The organism is Calothrix sp. PCC 6303 (genome assembly GCF_000317435.1).
Classification (GTDB): domain Bacteria; phylum Cyanobacteriota; class Cyanobacteriia; order Cyanobacteriales; family Nostocaceae; genus PCC-6303.
In genome coordinates this window covers 1835382-1853673 of sequence record NC_019751.1, presented here as the reverse complement: position 1 = coordinate 1853673, position 18292 = coordinate 1835382, and the positions used below count along the sequence as shown (strand labels likewise).

Genomic DNA, 18292 nt, shown 5'->3' with positions numbered 1-18292 from the left:
GATGTAGATAGGGAAGATCTGTAACGGGTAAATCGCTTCTAAATCTCTCCTTCCCTATTCTAGCTTTTAGTTTCTGGTTGTTTGTTGATTTAGAGAATACGACTTGAGTTATGCCAGCTTCGTTGAAGCTGCATAATCAGGCTTTTGGTGATTTTTATTGGTTTGTAGTTACTGACTAAGGGACAATATAATCAGTTGCTGGCGCTGAAGCGATCGCACTCCATCCAAACTCAACTCTACGTTTTTTAGGATTTCACCCACTGTTTGATTGCCGTCACATGCTTGCATAAATGCAAACTCGCCATCTGAGAGATTTACGACTTTGTAATCATGTCCAAAAAATACTTGACTTGGGAAGCCATCTATGCATGGCTGGATTTCGGGAATTGCGGTGAGTAAATCACTGTCATTTTTCCAATTCGCTTTAGTTAACGGTGGACGTGCGAGGAAAAATTCGTAATGGCTAGTTTCTGGATCCAATAATTCGATTAAACGGTAAATCTGACGTTCGGATAAATCTTTGGTACGTTCGATTATTTCTGGTGCTTTACCCAAAAGCCGTTCTAAATCCCAAAATCCGGGATTAGAAAACCCGACAAACTCTAATCCAGAAGCATCAATTAGTTCAAACAATGTGTCGATATTGTAGTCAATTTCCTGGGGATGGACATACATATCAGCAAAATTTTCATCTCGATGGTTTTCTATCGCCCATCTTTCCTTTTCACGTTTTAATATTCGGTTAGTTTCAGGAAGCGATGCAAAAATTTTTCTGCCGACTTCTACACCATCACGGAAATCACCTTTTTTTTCACCTTGAAGGAGGGAAATGGCTTTTTGCATCAGTTGAATTTCCCAACGTCCCAATTCTCCATAGACAAAAATATGGAAAATTCCTCCTGGTGCTAACTTTTTGGCTAAAGCTTGGATTCCCCGAATTGGATCATCTGTATGGTGTAAAACTCCCACAGAGTTAATTAAATCAAATTCTCCTGGTAGTTGTTCTACATCAAATAAACTTAGTTGCTGAAACTCCACCCGGTTGGCACCACTACGTTGACAACGTTCTTTGGCAACCGCGAGTGTTCCGGCACTCAAATCAATACCAATTACCTGTGCTTCGGGGTTGAGGTGGACTAAATACTCAGTTCCTACACCAGAACCACAACCTGCATCCAAAATCCGGATGTTTTGTTTTTGCGGCTTCATTCCTGTGCAAAAATTGTAAGCCGATAACCAATTCCAGCGCCAGTTATAACCTGGGGGTGGTTCATCCAGAATGGGTTCTGGGGGAAAGGGGTAGGTATCGTAGAGTTTGGCAACAGCAGCACTAACTTTTTGGCTATCAGACATGATTTGAGGAAGATCGCAGCATTACTGAGTTTATCGGATATCTGACGTAGTTTACTACCACTCAAAATATTGCTTGAAACCATAATTCAGTCAGACAAATGAATTATATAGCACTCATATTTGATTTATGAAACATACGTAGGGTGTCTTATCACGAAGTGTAACGCAGCGTCTTCCGGATTTTGGTGCGTTAGGCTAAAGCCATAACACACCCTACATATACTTCACTGTTTAAGTGCAAAGCGCAGGCTACGCCAACAATAATCAAATCGGATTCCTATAGTTTCGATTTCCCTAATTTAATTGGGATAATACACTTCTGACTTTTTCTAACATTTCTTGGTACCTAGAATCTTGAAAACCATTTCCGAAAGATCCGCTTAAATATTGCTGAAGAAGCTTTTCTGCTACTTGATAATCTGCGATGGCACGTTCTTTATTTCCTATATCTCGGTACATGTTTCCTCTAAACAGATACTGATCGGCATTGCGACTATCTACGCCAATTAACTGAGTCAAATCTGAAATTGCTTTTTGTTTTTTGCCTAGTCTTTCATAAGCCCTAGCCCGATTCCAATATGCTCCACTACTAAAACCAAGCTTACCTGTATTTTGGCGAATTACCTCAGTATAGTCTACCACTGCGGCTTGATAATTTCCTGCATTCTGGTAAGCATTTGCTCTGTGATAGTAAGGTTCTTCAGCTTTCGGATTCAGCCTAATTGCCTGGGTGAAGGAAGCAACCGCAGCGAGTGAGTTTTTTTCACAATCTTCTTGAAAGTGTCCCATCCCGATGAAGTCATCTGCTGAATTTAGAAGTGCTGGTTTTACAGTTTGACATGTATCGGGGTTATCTGTGTCAGAAGCTAGGATTGGTGTAACCATTGGTATCGAAATACCTAGCAGTGCAAGAGATGAGGCATAAGCCAGTAAGGAAGGTAAGCTTAGACGCATCTAAATGACATCTTTTGAAGTCTAAAAGGCTTGCTATAAAGCTTTTGTGATTACAAACTAAGTGCGTTTTAGCTTACAGAGAAGGCAAATTTCATAATCACCAGTATAAAAATATTGTCATTACTAGCCATGAGTTCCTTGGCTAGTAAATATACTGACGTTATGCTTAAGCGTAAAGTTTCTTTTTCAGGAAGACAGCACCTGATATTCCTAATAACATTCCACCAACATTGGTGGAATTGGGGATGGATTTTGGCACATTGAAGCTCACGTCAATAGCGTATCTACCCTGATTAACTAAGGGAGTAACATTTGTGTTGACTGTACCTGATACTGTTCCAAATCCAGAGGCATTTTTAAATTTTCCTTCTCCTCCAGTAATTGTTAATTGGGCAGTTGTAAATGCTGTTGAATTCTGGTTATTGACTTTATCTGAACCACTGAAACTAGCAAAAAGTTTATTTTTCCCTTTACCAAACAAAGTGAGATAACCAGGTTCTACATCTTTGATGCCGTAAACGCCAGGGTCAGAATTAAATGTATAGGAAGTCCCATTTGTCAGTGCTGGCAATGCTTCTGAGATACGTGCGTATCCTAAAAAATCCATTTTATTTAAACCAAAATTTGCATTTTTGGAAGAACCTTCTGCTTTACCGGAAAGATAATCTTTTTCTGGGAACAATGTGAGCCTATCAACAAAATCATAATCAGCTTGGAAATTAAAATTTGTTATGGCTTGTGCTGGTAATATGCCAGTTCCCGCTAAGGATAGTGACGCGAAAAAGGAAACACCTGCCAAGGAAGTGAATCTTAATGATTTCATAAATTGGATAATAAGCTTGGGTGTAATTTTGATAAAACAATGACTAAATAACTGTATACCTAACTAAGTATTTTATGAGAACATTCTTAAGTAGTCAATACAGATTTATGTCAAAAAAATACCAAATCTTCATGAGTATGAGTCTTTTCTTGACAACGCGATCGCATTGACTCCAGAAATGGCTCATTTAGCTGATGCTGAGTCCAAGATCAATTAATTCCTTAGTTTTGATCACCGAAGATTAAGTCAAACTCTAGAAAAAAATCTTTAAAATTTCTCAGAATCAGAAGATACCCAGTTGAAAGTAAGTGTTACACGTCACATTGGTGTGTCTGGCAATATTTAGAGTTATTCAGGTTATGAAGATTTTTGAAGTAGCAAGTTGAACAGATTCAAAAATTTTGATTTCTCTACACCTATTTATTTAAATTTGGGAGATTTTGATACAAAACTTAGTCATCTTCTCAGCTAATTCATAGTGATTACCATTGTGATTAAGGCTATTTAGGTGACAGATTCGATACACTTCTTAATAAATCCCCAGTAGAAACACAAAACGTTCTAATCTAAAAGCTGACTGGGTTAATTTTTCTGGTAGCTTTGTTGGCAAGGCATGTTATACATCTTTTTACCAACATGTCAAGCCCAAAACTAGCCCAGACTTAACACATAACGCATATGATGGGAGTTTTATAAATCTGATGAGTGTTAAGGCGAGTGGTGGAAGCTCGGTTGCGCGCCCGCAACTATATCAGACTGTAGCAGTATCGACAATTTCTCAAGCAGAGCAACAAGATCGATTCTTGGCTATCGGTGAATTAAAGGATTTGGCAGGTTATTTTGCTTCAGGTGCAAAGCGCTTGGAAATTGCCCAAACCCTGACCGATAATGCAGAAATTATCGTTTCGCGTGCCGCTAACAGAATCTTTGTTGGTGGTTCTCCGATGGCATTTTTAGAAAAGCCCCAAGCAGAACCAGCAATGGTAATGCAAACAGTGCAAACGACTGAAGTGGCAGACATCCGTCGGAATATGGAACTAGGAACCGTCACCTATGTGGAAACAAGGGGTGGTTTCTTAGAAAACCTACGTTCTATTTTTAATTCGACTCCCAGCGGTCCGACACCTGCGGGTTTCCGACCAATCAACATTGCTCGATATGGTCCTAGCAACATGGCGAAAAGCCTGCGGGACATGTCGTGGTTCTTGCGTTACGCCACCTATGCAATTGTTGCTGGAGATCCCAATATTCTCGTGGTTAACACCAGGGGTTTGCGGGAAATCATCGAAAATGCCTGTTCAACTGAAGCCACAATAGTGGCATTGCAGGAAATCAAGGCTGCATCGCTATCATATTTCCGTCAAAACGCAGAAGCGACCGAAATTGTGACGCAGTACATGGATGTTTTGATCACTGAATTCAAAGCACCCACCCCATCGACCAAAGTACGTCAACGTCCTAGCATTGACCAACAAGGTTTACAATTGCCTCAAATCTACTTCAATGCTTCGGAACGTCGTCCGAAATATGCGATGAAGCCAGGTCTGTCAGCAGTTGAAAAAAACGATGTCATCAAAGCAGCTTATCGACAAATTTTTGAGCGTGACATTACCCGTGCCTACGGTCTTTCATCATCATATTTAGAATCGCAAGTTAAAAACGGCGACATCTCTATGAAAGAGTTTGTCCGTCGCTTGGGTAAATCTCCGCTATATCGCAAAAACTTTTTTGACCCTTATATCAATAGCCGTGCCTTAGAATTGGCATTCCGCCACATTTTAGGTCGTGGTCCTTCCTCCCGTGAAGAAGTCCAAAAATACTTCTCGATTGTTTCCAGCAAAGGTTTATCTGGATTAATCGATGCTTTGGTAGATTCGCAGGAGTATTCCGATTACTTCGGTGAAGAAACAGTACCTTACATTCGTGGTTTAGGACAAGAAGCCCAAGAATGTCGGAACTGGGGACCTCAACAAGATCTGTTTAATTACAGCGCACCTTTTAGAAAAGTTCCTCAATTCATTACCACCTTTGCAGCTTACAACCAGCCATTACCAGACCAACATGTGTATGGTTCTGGGAATGACCCCTTGGAAATTCAATTCGGGGCGATTTTCCCGAAAGAAACCCGCAACCCCAGCAGCAGACCTGCATTTTTTGGTAAAGATACTAAGCGTTTGCTGATCAACCAAGGTCCAGGAATTAATAACCAAAATAGTAATCCTGCTGCCCGTGGTGTTGCCCCAGGAACTCTGGGTCCCAAGGTGTTTAAACTCGACCAATTACCAGGAACTCGTGGTAAGAAGTCGAAAGCTGGTACCAGTGTTAAATACTCGGAAAGCTCAACCCAAACCTTGATTAAGGTTGCTTACCTGCAAGTTTTTGGACGGGAACTATACGATGGTCAACGTCTGAAAGTTGCCGAAATCAAGCTGGAAAATGGCGACATCTCTGTGAAGGAGTTTATTCGGACTTTGGCGAAGTCGGAAGTCTTCCGCAAGATGTACTGGACTAGCTTGTATGTGATGAAGTCAGTTGAGTACATTCACCGTCGTTTGTTGGGTCGTCCTACCTATGGTCGTCAAGAAACCAACAAATACTTTGATATTTGTGCCAAAAAGGGCTTCTATGCTTTAGTTGATGCAATTCTCGATACTGAAGAATATGCTCAAGCATTTGGTGAAGATACCGTTCCTCACGAACGCTATCTAACTGCTGCTGGACAATCAGCACGGAATCTCCGAGTTGGTAGCATCCGTGAAGATATCACACCCAGTATTGCTAAGGATGAAGTCCCACTATTTGTTCAGTTGGGTGCACCCGCTGAGATGCGAAGCGAACCAGATATCCGTTTCCGCAACAGCCAAGGTGTATCGAAGCAACGGGAACAAACCAAGGTCTTCAAACTCACGGCAAATATTCAAGATAAGGTAGCAATTCAAACAGCTATTAGTGCAGCTTATCGCCAAATATTCGAGCGTGATATTGCCCCCTATGTAGCTTCATCCCGTGAATTCAAGGTGTTGGAGAGCCGTTTAGGTAACGGTGAAATCAACATGAAGGAATTCATTGAAGGCATAGGTTGTTCTAGTTTATACCTGAAGGAATTCTACACTCCTTACCCCAATACCAAGGTAATTGAGTTGGGAACCAAGCACTTCTTGGGACGCGCACCCCAGGATCAGGCAGAAATTCGCAAATACAACTTAATTTTGGCAACTCAAGGTATCAAGGCATTTATTAACTCCATGTTAGATACCGTTGAGTACCAACAGCTATTTGGAGAAGATACTGTTCCTTACCGTCGCTTCCCCACATTGCCAGCAGCGAACTTCCCCAATACCGAAAGGCTTTACAACCAGCTGACAAAGCAAAACAGCGATGTGGTTGTGCCTAGCTTTGACACAATTAAGCCGAAGATGGATATGTCCACCATGCCTTTGACTGGAAAAGCGATCGCTGATAACGCAGCATCCGCTCGGAAAGCCGAATTAGCTTACAGTGGCTTAGGTCGGACAATTACCCCAGCTAACGAGGTATCTACAGTTCGTCGTCAAAATGTGCGGATTTATCGGTTTAACACTGGATGTAGCGCGGGTGAAGTGGAAACCATCGCTAATGCAATTTACAGCCAAGTGTTGGATATTCGCAACGGTGAAATTCCCGCAAGCTTCCGCAATCAGGAATTAGAAACCAAGTTGGCAAGTGGAGAAATCTCAGTTCGGGAATTTGTTCGCACTTTAGCAAGTTCTCCAACCTATAGCCAACGCTTCTGTACACCCTATCCACAGACCAAGGTTATAGAATTCCTCTGTCGTCACTTGTTGGGACGTACACCCGCAACCCAAGCCGAAATCAACGAGTATAAACAACTCTTAGATAACGCTGGCTTGGCTTCTGTTGTGAATGCGATCGCATTCAGCCAAGAATACACCCAATTCTTCGGCGAAAATGTCGTACCCTACCAACGCATCCCATCACTGCCAGCCGGAAACTACCTCGGTAGTGTCAAAGCTGACTAGGAATTTGCTTGGAAAATTTAGAAATTAGTCGGAATTAGCAGTTGGGAATTACAAGTTAGGAATTGAAATTAAAAATCAAAATCATAAATCGATTTTTAGCCCCTGTTCCTAACTCCCAACTCCTAAATTTTTACTCCCAAACCCCAAAAAGCTGGGTAAAAATCCTGAAACTCAGTTACTAAAAGGCTTTAAAGCATAATTTACACTGTCAAACGTCAATTTCAGACATCACTAAAAATGAGTAAAACTGAAATTAATGTTACAAACTGTTAAAGGCAGTAATAAATGCTCAACAAAATGCCCGAAAATAATACCTCAAGAGGTAGTTGAGTTTTGCCCCTTGTGTCCAAGAAATTACTCAAGTGGCGCTTTCAAAATACACTAGCTTGTAAATTTGTCAAGCATTTGTATCAAACAAAGTGAATCAAGCAAAACTCATCCAACCATTTTAAAACTCACCAGTTATTAAAACCTGGTTTCATTCTTACTGGAGGAATCCAAGATATGAGTATCGTCACGAAGTCCATCGTGAATGCAGATGCAGAAGCGCGCTACCTAAGCCCTGGTGAATTAGACAGAATCAAGAGCTTTGCCACCAGCGGTGAAAAGCGTCTACGTATCGCTCAAATATTGACCGAAAACCGCGAGCGCATTGTTAAGCAAGCTGGCGACCAACTATTCCAAAAACGCCCCGATGTAGTTTCTCCTGGTGGAAACGCATACGGTCAAGAAATGACCGCAACCTGCCTACGGGACATGGATTACTACCTTCGTCTAATCACCTACGGAATCGTCTCTGGTGATGTTACCCCCATCGAAGAAATTGGTATTGTTGGTGTACGTGAAATGTACAGATCTTTGGGAACCCCCATTGATGCAGTTGCAAGCGGCGTTGCAGCCATGAAGAGCATTGCTTCTGGTTTAGTGTCAGGAGATGACGCATCTGAAGCAAGTGCTTACTTCGATTACGTAATCGGTGCTATGTCATAGGTTAAAACCTATAACCTACCCTGATACCAGAGTATTGGAATAAAGTTGGAAATAAGGAATTAACAACATGCAAGACGCAATTACTGCCGTCATTAACTCTTCAGACGTTCAAGGTAAATACCTTGATAACAGCGCATTAGAAAAACTCAAAGGCTACTTTGCAACTGGTGAATTGCGCGTTCGTGCAGCTACCACCATCAGCGCTAACGCAGCAGCTATCGTTAAAGAAGCTGTAGCTAAGTCCTTGTTGTACTCTGATATCACCCGTCCCGGTGGTAACATGTACACAACACGTCGTTATGCAGCTTGCATCCGCGACTTAGACTACTACCTTCGTTATGCTACCTATGCAATGCTAGCTGGCGATCCATCCATCTTGGATGAGCGCGTTCTTAACGGTTTGAAAGAAACCTACAACTCCTTAGGTGTACCCGTTGGTGCTACCGTTCAAGCTATCCAAGCTACCAAAGAAGTAACTGCTAGCTTAGTTGGTCCTGACGCTGGTAAAGAAATGGGCGTATACTTTGACTACATCAGCTCTGGCTTAAGCTAAGACTAAATTTGCACTCTGAATCAATGATTTGATTGCAAATTAATTAGGACTGGAAATCAAGTGTGAGTGCTAAGACGTTTCTTGCTTATTAAATCCGATGAACTTCTGGATAATGAGTGTTTAGTGTCTCAGTATTGATATTTGGTTTCCAGTCTTGGAGTGAATAGACAAATATTCATTACTGCAATTTTGAAATAAAAAAATTATTACCATCGCCACAGGAGACGTTGTATCATGCGGATGTTTAAGATTACGGCTTGCGTACCCAGCCAAACCAGAATTCGTACCCAACGCGAACTACAAAATACTTTCTTTACCAAATTAGTTGCGTATGACAACTGGTTTAAAGAACAGCAACGGATTCAAAAAATGGGTGGAAGAATCGTTAAAGTTGAACTTGCCACAGGTAAACAGGGTGCAAACACCGGACTTCTGTAAATCTTAATCGCTTCAAAACGACATTTATGACTTATTTATAGAAAGTTGTAGAAGAGGTCAGAGAAGACCTCTTTTCTGGTTTGATAAATATTCATCGAAAAATTTCACTTTAAAACCCACTCCCTTCACTTTGCTCAAGGGTTATCATCTTCGCGTATTATTTTAGTCGGAATTTGAATTGTAAATTGCGTACCCTTTCCTGGTACTGAAAAACATGTTAGCTTACCTCCATGATTTTTGGTGATAATTTTGTAACTGATAGCCATTCCCATTCCTGTTCCCTTACCGACAGGTTTCGTTGTGAAGAATGGATTAAAAATGTGTTGTTGAATTGCTTCTGGAATTCCAGTTCCATTGTCTGCAATCACGACTTCAACCCATTGTGAATCAACAACAGATGTGCGAATTGTGATCTGACTAGAGTGATTTTTAATTTCCTGATACGTCCATTTAGCGTTTAACTCTTCAATCGCGTCGATCGCGTTTGCAAGAATATTCATGAATACTTGGTTAAGTTGCCCAGTGTAGCATTCTACTAGTGGTAACTGATTATAGTCTCGAATGACTTTTATCTCTGAAGACTCTGCTGTCAATTTCAGTCGATGTTGCAAAATCAGTAGAGTACTATCAATACCTTCATGGATATCAACTGCTTTGATTTCAGCTTCATCCATCCGCGAAAAATTACGGAGTGATAAAACAATCTGAGTAATTCGCTCTGTACCCATTTCCATCGATCTTAGGATTTTGGGAAAATCTGTTTGCAAAAACTCAATGTCTATCTTGTTAGCTACTTTTTCAATTTCTAATACTGGGTTAGGGTAATATTTTTGATACAATTTGACAAAATTTAGTAGGTCACATATGTACTCTTGCAAATAAGCAAGATTACCAGAAATAAAGTTGACTGGGTTATTAATTTCATGTGCGATTCCTGCAACTAATTGCCCTAGACTAGACATTTTTTCTGTGTGAATTAGTTGAGCTTGGGTCTGTTGTAACTCAGTCAGTAACTTTTGTAGTTGTTCAGCTTCCATTTGCAATTTGGTATTAGCTTCACTCAACTCTTGAGTGCGTTTAGCTACTTGTTGTTCCAAACCTTTGTTGACTTCTTCTAGTCTGCGCTTTGCTTCCCTTTGTTGAGTCACATCTCGTAGCACTAAAACTGAACTTGCAGAATCATCTGTTTCTGTCAAATCACTTGTAATTTCTACAAACGACCAAGCAATTTCCAGAATTATAAATTGCTTGGACTTCTCAAATTCATAACATTCTTTACCACTTTTTCTTGTCTCTAGAGCAATCGTAACAGGATGAAGGTTGGCAGAGAGCAATTTTCCATCAATTAATAAAGGTAGTTTATCTACTAACGAATTTCCAAGAAGTAACAAACGAGTCTTATCGAAAAAACGTTCGAGAGCAGCATTACACCACTTGATTCTACCCTGACGATCTGTCCAAACAATACATTCCTCAACTGTACTCAGGGCAATTTCCATTTTACTGAGAGTTGATCTAAGTTGTTTTATTTGGTAATCTGAATCAGACATCTGGTTATTACTTATTACTTATTACTTATTACTTATTACTTATTACTTATTACTTATTACTTATTACTTATTACTTATTACTTATTACTTATTACTTATTACTTATTACTTATTACTTATTACTTATTACTTATTACTTATTACTTATTAGACTAATTATGATTTAGGTATCTAGCATATTTTCTTGTAGGATCTGTTCCACACTGCGTTTATATTTAAACATAGCGATGAGACTTATAGTGTCACGCACCAATCGTGGTTGTGACACTTATATAAATCCTGACTCAATTTAAAAACACAATGCCAGAGATTCAGTTTTATAGAGACGCGTATAGCCTTTTGGGCATTCAAAAAGCGTAGCTTCTCGCTTTGCAAGGCAAGTATATGTTACTGATTTAATCATTATGCATCTATGCCATTTCCAGAGGACGTAACTTTGCAGCAAAAAGCCATTGCCCATCTTGTTTTTCAGCAATGATAAAGTGTTCAGATTCAATTTCTCGATTATCTTTTGTAACTGCTTTGAGATTTAATGGGTGATTGAGAACAGTAGCTTGCCCAGTGGCAGAAAAGCGAGCAAATCCTAAATTATGGGAGTCCCGAAAAAATGCTGGAAGAATCACCGTCAACGGCTGACCAATAATTTCTTCAGCAGTCCACCCAAAAATGATTTCAAAATTACTATTTATATCCACCACGATTCCCTCATGATCTGCAACGATCACTGGTACGTCACTTTGTTTAAGTTGATCAATTGTCGGAGTTGACATTGTTGACATTGTTGACTTTGTATTCGTTATATATAACTTATCTTCACAAATTGTACCCATTTTTTTCGGAAATTAAATATACTGCATTTTTTTAGTTACTAGTTTTTACTGATATTCGTTATTTGCATATCTTTAGAAAAGATGGAGAGATTTAACATACTTCAGTCTCTATAAGGATTCTGCTTAAAGCATAATTAATTTTCGAGGATGCTGAATATAGTAAATTTCTGATGTTTTGTATAAATACCTTATTTATTCTTTTATTTTTTCATTAGAGTTTAACCCAGTTTTTGGGGAAGTATAAGATTTAGAGTGCAAGTTGGGGAATGATGTTTTCAGACTTTTCCAGAGTTTGCTTCATTCTTCTGCCAACGAAATACGAACTATAGGAATATTTTTTTAGTCAAATAGATAAAATCATGGAAAAAATTTTAAACAATCAAACAAATTTTGTATTTGATTTGAGTAAGTGGATTGGACCGAATCCTGTTTCAGTGGCGATTATTGGATCTGGTCCAAGAGGTTTAAGTATTTTGGAGCGTATTATCACCTTTGCTAGGGCAAAACAGTTTCAGGTAGATGTAAATATTAGTATTTTTGATCCAAATTCCTTTGGTGCAGGTTGCCATTATCGTAATCAAGCAGAGCATTTACTGGTTAATACTATTGCTAGTCAGATTACTATTTTTTCAGATCATACTGTTCAAGGTTCTGGCTTGATTTTGGAAGGTCCCTCTTTCTATGAATGGCTTTGTGACCACATCTGTGAATCACATGACCCAAATGGATATTATTCTAGAGGTCTACTGGGTAAGTATCTACAATGGTGTTTTCATTATCTATGCGATTTTGCACCTGATACCCTAAACATTACACCTATTTCACAGCGTGTCATTTCTGCTTCTCCATCATCTACGATATGGCAAATCAAAACAGAGAATGGCAAAATGTATCACAAAGATTATGTTTTTTTAACAACAGGACATGAACATGAAATCTTGAACAAAGAGCAAGCAAAATCTCGTCTGTTCTCCGCTTATCCTCTCGACATATCCACATCAAATATTGAATCTCATGAAACGGTCGCAGTGGAAGGTCTGGGATTATCAACATGTGATGTTTTATCGATGCTAACAATAGGTAGAGGAGGAAAATTTATCCGTAATCAAGAGGGAATTCTTTGTTATGAAGCATCACAAAAAGAACCAAAAATAGTCGCATTTTCTCGTTCGGGATTACCACTATCTGCGAGAGCCAATAATCAGAAAGAAGTCCGTGAACAGTATAAAGCTAATTTTCTCACACGTCAAGCAATTAGTGAACTTAAAGAGAAGTATCAAAAAATAGATTTTGTCGTTCATATTCTGCCGTTATTATTAAGTGATATGGAGTTTGTTTACAGTAAAACTTATGTCAAAAAACATCATGGTTACATTGCAGCAAATATATTTGCTAATGCATATTTAACTACCAAAGAAGATGAGCGTAAATCTTTAATTTTGAATTATATTCCTCCACAACATCAGTTTATTTGGGAAAATCTTGTAGACCCCATACCATTAACAGCTTTAGAATCACAAGCTAACTTTAATCAATGGCTTGATGGTTATTTACATGAAGATATTCTCAATGCTAATGAAGGAAATGTATTAAATCCTCTAAAATCTGCCTGTGATATCTTAAGGGATTTAAGAGACAATCTCAGATATGCTATTGATTTTGCTGGACTCACAGAAAGTAGTCATCGCTGGCTTTTATCCTCATTTATTCCTGTGATGAATCGCTTGGCTGTGGGTCCGCCAAAAATCAGAATTGAGGAAATGCTGGCATTAAAGAAAGCTGGAATATTAAAAATTGATCTGGGAATAAAACCTAAATGGAGATTTGATGAAACAAGTAATTTATTTGTCATTAATGGTCAGTTTGAGACTATTAAAGCTGAAGTTTTTATTTGTTCGCGTATTGCCATGCCGATTCCTCAGGAAAGCTCAAATTTGTTGATAAAGCAACTAATAAATGATGGTTTTGCTCGCTCATTTTTTAATAATCAATTTCATCCCAATGGTTTAGATATTTCAGCAGATTTAAATTTGATTAACAGAGAAAATAAGATTTATCAGAACTTTTGGGTATTAGGAACGCCTACCGAAGGACCGAAGTTTTACACCTTTATTTTGCCACGACCTTTTGTTAACTCGACTGCTTTAGTTGATGCGGATCGAGTTGTCCAATCCTTGGCAAATCAAATCAGCATCAAATATACTCCTATTCGCAATCAGCAGATGGAGAATGTTTATGGCACTAAATAAACCTGGTTTCTGGTTAGCGGGTTTAGCTGCTACCTTCGTCGGCAATGGGATTGGGCGTTTTGCCTATATCACATTGATGCCTGCCCTAATTCAAGCTAATTGGTTCTCCAAGGAAGATGCTGCTCAATTAGGTGTAGCTACCTTAATTGGTTATTTACTTGGTCCAATATTTATTCAACGTGCAATCAAACGAATTAGTAATACGGTTTTGGTGCGATGTGGGATGATTTTATGTTCTTTGAGTTACCTTGCTTGCTCATTTCCCGACATGAGCTTTGTATGGTTCTATAGTTGGAGATTTTTGGCGGGTTTTGGTGGAGCAATTTTGATGGTTTTAGCTGCTCCGATGATTTTACCCCACGTACCCACCAATCAACGGGGACGTGTTGCTGGAGTGATTTTTTCAGGTATCGGACTGGATGCAGCTTTAGCTGGTTTGCTGATTCCTTTGATGGTGAATATTCATATCATTTTTGCCTGGTTGGCAATGGGCATCACTTGTGCTGTGTTAGGGACTTCCAAAGAATAAATTATTCCAAAAAAAGGAAAAGACAGGTTGATTTAAAGAATGATAATCATTTTGAGGGGGAGAAAAGGGTTTGCCGTCGGCAAGCCCTTTTCTCCCCCTCATTTATGCATAAGAGTCTATACACTTGTTATTTGAAGTTAAACAGTGTAAATAAGGGATATTTTGCCGCTAAAGGGGTGAAATGAGCAATCGTACAGAAACTTACGCTAAGGCTGAAACAGCTACTGGGCAAAGGTTTCAGATTCACTTACCGTCGAGTCCGATTTCTTGCTTGATTCCCTGTGGCGTTTTACAATATCGTTGACCGTTGTCTTACTAAGATTGAGTTTTTCTGCAATTTTGCGGTAAGAATACCCTGATTCCACCATTTGCAACACTTTGGGTTCAAACTTATCGGCTTTCACCCGTTGTCCCGGTTGTCTGCCAAACTTGTGACCTCGTGCTTTAGCCGCTGCCACCCCCGAACGTACCCTTTCTCGCACCAAATCCCGTTCAAATTCAGCCAAAGAAGCCATTAGATGGGCAATTAGCCGCCCTTGTGGAGTATTTAAATCAAATTGCAATCCAGTTTGGGCAATTAAGGAGACATGCCAACTATGAAGTTCTTGCAACGTCTCAATCAGATCAATGGTGCTACGCCCCCACCGGGTCATCTCTGTAACCAAAATGGCATCAATGCTATGGCTTTGAGCTAATGCCATAACTTTTTTGCGCTCAGTGCGGTTGTGTTTAATTCCACTCGCTGTTTCAAACCAAACTCCAACCACCTCAAACCCTGACTTTTCGGCATATTCCAGCAAGTCCCGTTCTTGTCGCTCACAGGACTGATCTGTTGTGGAAACCCGACAATAAATGGCGACTTTTTGTACCAATTAAACCCTCCAGAAAAAAGGGGTATCAAACCCGTGCTGTGCCGTTTGAATTTAGTGTACCAAACAGAGTAAACTTTAATTAGTACAAATTAGGGCTTATGGATGGGATTCCTTACTCTCGAACAGCGGCAACGCTACGGACGCTATGAGTCGGAACCAACACCTCGGCAATTGGCTCGGTACTTCCATCTTGACGATATGGATAAGGACAGCGTGAAAATTCGACGTGGGAATCATAACCGTCTGGGTTTTGCATTGCAGCTCGTTAGCGTCAGGTTTTTAGGGACTTTTTTGGAAAATCCAATTGATGTTCCGCCTGGTGTTATCACTTATATAGCTACTCAATTAAATATCGTAAATTACGATTTTTTGCCACGCTACCTTGAGCGCTCAGTTACCCATTGGGAGCATCAGGGCGAAATTAAGCAGCGCTATGGCTATCGAGATTTCAGCGCACAACCAGGAAACTGGCAACTGACTCGTTGGCTGTACGGACGTGCCTGGGTTGGTTCGGAAGCTCCTAGTGTTCTATTTGACTTAGTTACAGCTAGGTTGGTTGAACATAAAATCCTTTTACCAGGAGTTACAGTTTTGGAGCGTCTAGTTGCTAGCGTGCGGGAGCGGACTGCTAATCGTTTGTGGCGAATTTTAGCCAAAATTCCTTCGGCGGAACAACGATTAAAGCTTGAAGCCTTACTGGTATCTGACAAAAAAACTTGGTACACACCACTCGACACATTGAGGCGCTCTCCAACTCGTCACAGCGCTCCGGCTCTAGTCAATGCCTTAAATCGTCTGGTTGAGGTACGTTCCTTTGGTATCAACACTTTGAATTTCTCAAAGCTACCAGCTAGCAGATTAAAAGCTCTTGCTCGCCACGCAGCAACAATTCGAGTAGCTGCAATCGCCCGGATGCCATTTGAGCGGAGAATTGCTACTCTCGTTGCCTTCATTCAAGTGCTAGAAGCTACAGCCGCCGACGATACCCTCGATGTGTTGGAATTGTTGATCAAAGATTTACTCTCCAAGTCGGTGCGGGATGGGAAAAAGGAACGGTTACGCACGATAAAAGACCTGGATGCCGCAGCTTTGCGGTTGGGTGAAGCATGTTCCGTTATACTTGACCCCAATTGTGAAGATAAAAGTGTGCGTGAAGTTGTTTTTCAACGCATCCCTCAAGAGAAATTACAATCTGCTGTGACAAAGGTGGAAGAACTAGCCAGACCACCAGAAGATGACTATTACCCAGAACTGCTGAAGCGTTGGGCACATGTTCGCAGATTTCTCCCTTCACTATTACGGACAATCGATTTTCAAGCCACAAAAGCTGGTCAGTCAATTCTTAAAGCTGTGGAATTTCTCAAAAGTATTGAAAAAAAAGCGAATCCCAAGATGGATGCTGCTCCACTTAATGGTATTACTAAAGGCTGGCTACAATTAATTGTACAACCGAATGCAGATATCGACCGTCGCGCTTACACTTTTTGTACCTTAGAGCGATTGTGTGAGGGATTGCGCCATCGGGAACTGTTTATCACTCCTAGCATACGTTGGAGTAATCCCCATGCTAAATTACTACAAGGTTCATACTGGGAATCAGCCCGACCACAAGTTTGTCGAGCGCTGAACCTACAACCAACACCCGAACCGGAACTGTCCAAGTTGAAGCAGCAACTTGAGGAAGCATTTCATCGTACTGCCAATAATCTGCCTAGCAATGCAGCGGTAAGGGTCGAACCTAACAAAAAAGGACGTGATACTTTAACAGTAACCAACCTGGATAAGTTGGAAGAACCTGCAAGTTTAAAAGCTCTCAAAACACTGGTAGCTTCCTTACTCCCCTGTGTGGACTTGCCTGAAGCCTTGCTGGAAATCCATGCGAAAACAGGATTTATGGATGAATTTAACCACGGTAGCCAGGAAAGCTCACGAGTAACTGATTTACCCATTAGTGTCTGTGCAGTGCTGATAGCGACTAGTTGTAACATAGGTCTGAAGCCAGTGATACGCGCAGACATTCCAGCCCTAACTCGCAATCGACTGGCTTGGGTGCAGCAAAACTACCTTCGTTCTGAAACCTTGATTCGTGCTAATGCGCGGCTGGTTGATGCTCAAACTCAGATTCCATTGGCACAGACTTGGGGTGGGGGAGAAGTCGCCTCGGCTGATGGATTACGTTTTGTGGTGCCTGTGCAGACACTAAATTCTGGACCCAATAGCAAATATTTTGGTCGGGGTCGGGGTATTACTTACTACAACTTTACCTCAGACCAGTTTACTGGTTTTCACGGTTTGGTGGTTCCTGGAACACTGCGCGACTCTCTGGTTGTGTTGGTTGGGCTTCTTGAGCAACAAACCAGTTTGAGTCCCAGAGAACTGATGACGGACACAAGCGGTTACAGCGATGTGATATTTGGACTATTCTGGCTACTAGGCTACCAGTTCAGTCCTCGGCTAGCAGATGTGGGAGAGGCTCGCTTTTGGCGTTTAGATTCGCTTGCAGATTATGGGGTTCTAAATGGAATAGCACGCCAAAAAGTCAATACCTCTTTTATTGAGAATTATTGGGATGACATGCTACGAGTTGCTGGGTCTTTGAAATTGGGAACGGTAAGCGCGTCAGAAATTATGCGAACTTTATACCGAGGTGACAAACCTTCTGTTTTGGGTCGAGCGATTGGAGAGTTGGGACGTATAGCCAAAACTTTGTACCTATTAAACTATGTCGATGATGAGGCGTACCGTCGTCGAATTTTGACTCAGCTAAATCGAGGTGAAGGACGACATGGGCTTGCCAGAGTTATATTTCATGGTCAAAAGGGTGAGTTGCGTCAACGTTACCGGGAGGGACAAGAAGACCAACTTTCGGCTTTGGGGTTAGTCGTAAATGCTTTGGTACTATGGAATACATATTATATGGATGCTGCACTTACCTCTATCGGTTTACAGCAAAGCATAAATCAAGAGGATATAGCGCGGCTATCGCCTTTGGGGCATTCCCACGTCAATATGTTAGGGCGTTATCAGTTTTCTTTACCTCTGGCAGTTATGCAGGGAGAAATGCGTCCATTACGCGATCCAAATGACCCAAATGAGCAGGAGGATTAAAACGCTTATGTAGCAGGCGTTTCA

General features: G+C 40.7%; 13 protein-coding genes. 7 read left to right on the top strand and 6 right to left on the bottom strand.

What is annotated here, in order from left to right:
• Positions 1-168: 168 nt before the first annotated feature.
• The 3 genes from CAL6303_RS07625 to CAL6303_RS07615 all read right to left on the bottom strand — a co-directional run bounded on the left by CAL6303_RS07625 (position 169) and on the right by CAL6303_RS07615 (position 3130).
• Positions 169-1353, bottom strand: a complete 1185-nt coding sequence (locus CAL6303_RS07625) for a class I SAM-dependent methyltransferase (protein ID WP_015197265.1) — start codon at positions 1351-1353, stop codon at positions 169-171.
• A gap of 294 nt (positions 1354-1647) precedes the next feature.
• Positions 1648-2307, bottom strand: coding sequence for a tetratricopeptide repeat protein (locus CAL6303_RS07620; RefSeq protein ID WP_015197264.1), 660 nt, complete (start codon positions 2305-2307; stop codon positions 1648-1650).
• 166 nt (positions 2308-2473) lie between these two features.
• Entirely contained in the window at positions 2474-3130 is a 657-nt protein-coding gene (locus CAL6303_RS07615; protein ID WP_015197263.1) for a hypothetical protein, read from the bottom strand.
• Between the two features lie 701 nt (positions 3131-3831).
• Between CAL6303_RS07615 and CAL6303_RS07610 the strand changes: the two genes are divergently transcribed.
• The 4 genes from CAL6303_RS07610 (at position 3832) to CAL6303_RS07595 (ending at position 9130) form a co-directional block, all read left to right on the top strand.
• Entirely contained in the window at positions 3832-7149 is a 3318-nt protein-coding gene (locus CAL6303_RS07610; protein ID WP_015197262.1) for a phycobilisome rod-core linker polypeptide, read from the top strand.
• Between the two features lie 504 nt (positions 7150-7653).
• Entirely contained in the window at positions 7654-8139 is a 486-nt protein-coding gene (apcA, locus tag CAL6303_RS07605) for an allophycocyanin subunit alpha (RefSeq protein ID WP_015197261.1), read from the top strand.
• Between the two features lie 67 nt (positions 8140-8206).
• Positions 8207-8692, top strand: a complete 486-nt coding sequence (gene apcB / locus CAL6303_RS07600; protein WP_015197260.1) for an allophycocyanin subunit beta — start codon at positions 8207-8209, stop codon at positions 8690-8692.
• 234 nt (positions 8693-8926) lie between these two features.
• Positions 8927-9130 (top strand): phycobilisome linker polypeptide, encoded by a 204-nt coding sequence (locus CAL6303_RS07595; RefSeq protein ID WP_015197259.1) that lies wholly within the window; start codon positions 8927-8929, stop codon positions 9128-9130.
• Positions 9131-9264: 134 nt separating this feature from the next.
• On the opposite strand, the gene CAL6303_RS07590 is transcribed toward CAL6303_RS07595, so the two are convergent.
• Positions 9265-10680 carry an ATP-binding protein gene (locus CAL6303_RS07590; protein ID WP_015197258.1) on the bottom strand — a complete coding sequence of 472 codons (1416 nt, stop codon included), beginning with the start codon at positions 10678-10680 and terminating at the stop codon, positions 9265-9267.
• A gap of 410 nt (positions 10681-11090) precedes the next feature.
• Complete coding sequence (locus tag CAL6303_RS07585; protein WP_144051011.1) at positions 11091-11450, bottom strand: PAS domain S-box protein; 360 nt, start codon at positions 11448-11450, stop codon at positions 11091-11093.
• A 419-nt stretch (positions 11451-11869) separates the two neighbouring features.
• Between CAL6303_RS07585 and CAL6303_RS07580 the strand changes: the two genes are divergently transcribed.
• Together CAL6303_RS07580 and CAL6303_RS07575 are read left to right on the top strand one after the other, a co-directional pair.
• A complete protein-coding gene (locus tag CAL6303_RS07580) occupies positions 11870-13759 on the top strand; it encodes an FAD/NAD(P)-binding protein (RefSeq protein WP_015197256.1) in 1890 nt (629 codons plus the stop codon).
• On the top strand, positions 13746-14288 hold the full coding sequence (locus tag CAL6303_RS07575; RefSeq protein ID WP_238993782.1) for a YbfB/YjiJ family MFS transporter: 543 nt from the start codon (positions 13746-13748) through the stop codon (positions 14286-14288). Before CAL6303_RS07580 ends, CAL6303_RS07575 begins: the two co-directional genes overlap by 14 nt.
• A 221-nt stretch (positions 14289-14509) precedes the next feature.
• Here CAL6303_RS07575 and CAL6303_RS07570 read toward each other — a convergent pair whose 3' ends face one another.
• The gene (locus CAL6303_RS07570; RefSeq protein ID WP_015197255.1) at positions 14510-15160 is read right to left on the bottom strand and encodes a recombinase family protein; all 651 of its coding nucleotides are present in this window, start codon (positions 15158-15160) and stop codon (positions 14510-14512) included.
• A gap of 102 nt (positions 15161-15262) precedes the next feature.
• Here CAL6303_RS07570 and CAL6303_RS07565 point away from each other — a divergent pair, with 102 nt between their 5' ends.
• Positions 15263-18268, top strand: coding sequence for a Tn3 family transposase (locus tag CAL6303_RS07565; RefSeq protein WP_015197254.1), 3006 nt, complete (start codon positions 15263-15265; stop codon positions 18266-18268).
• Positions 18269-18292 lie beyond the last annotated feature (24 nt).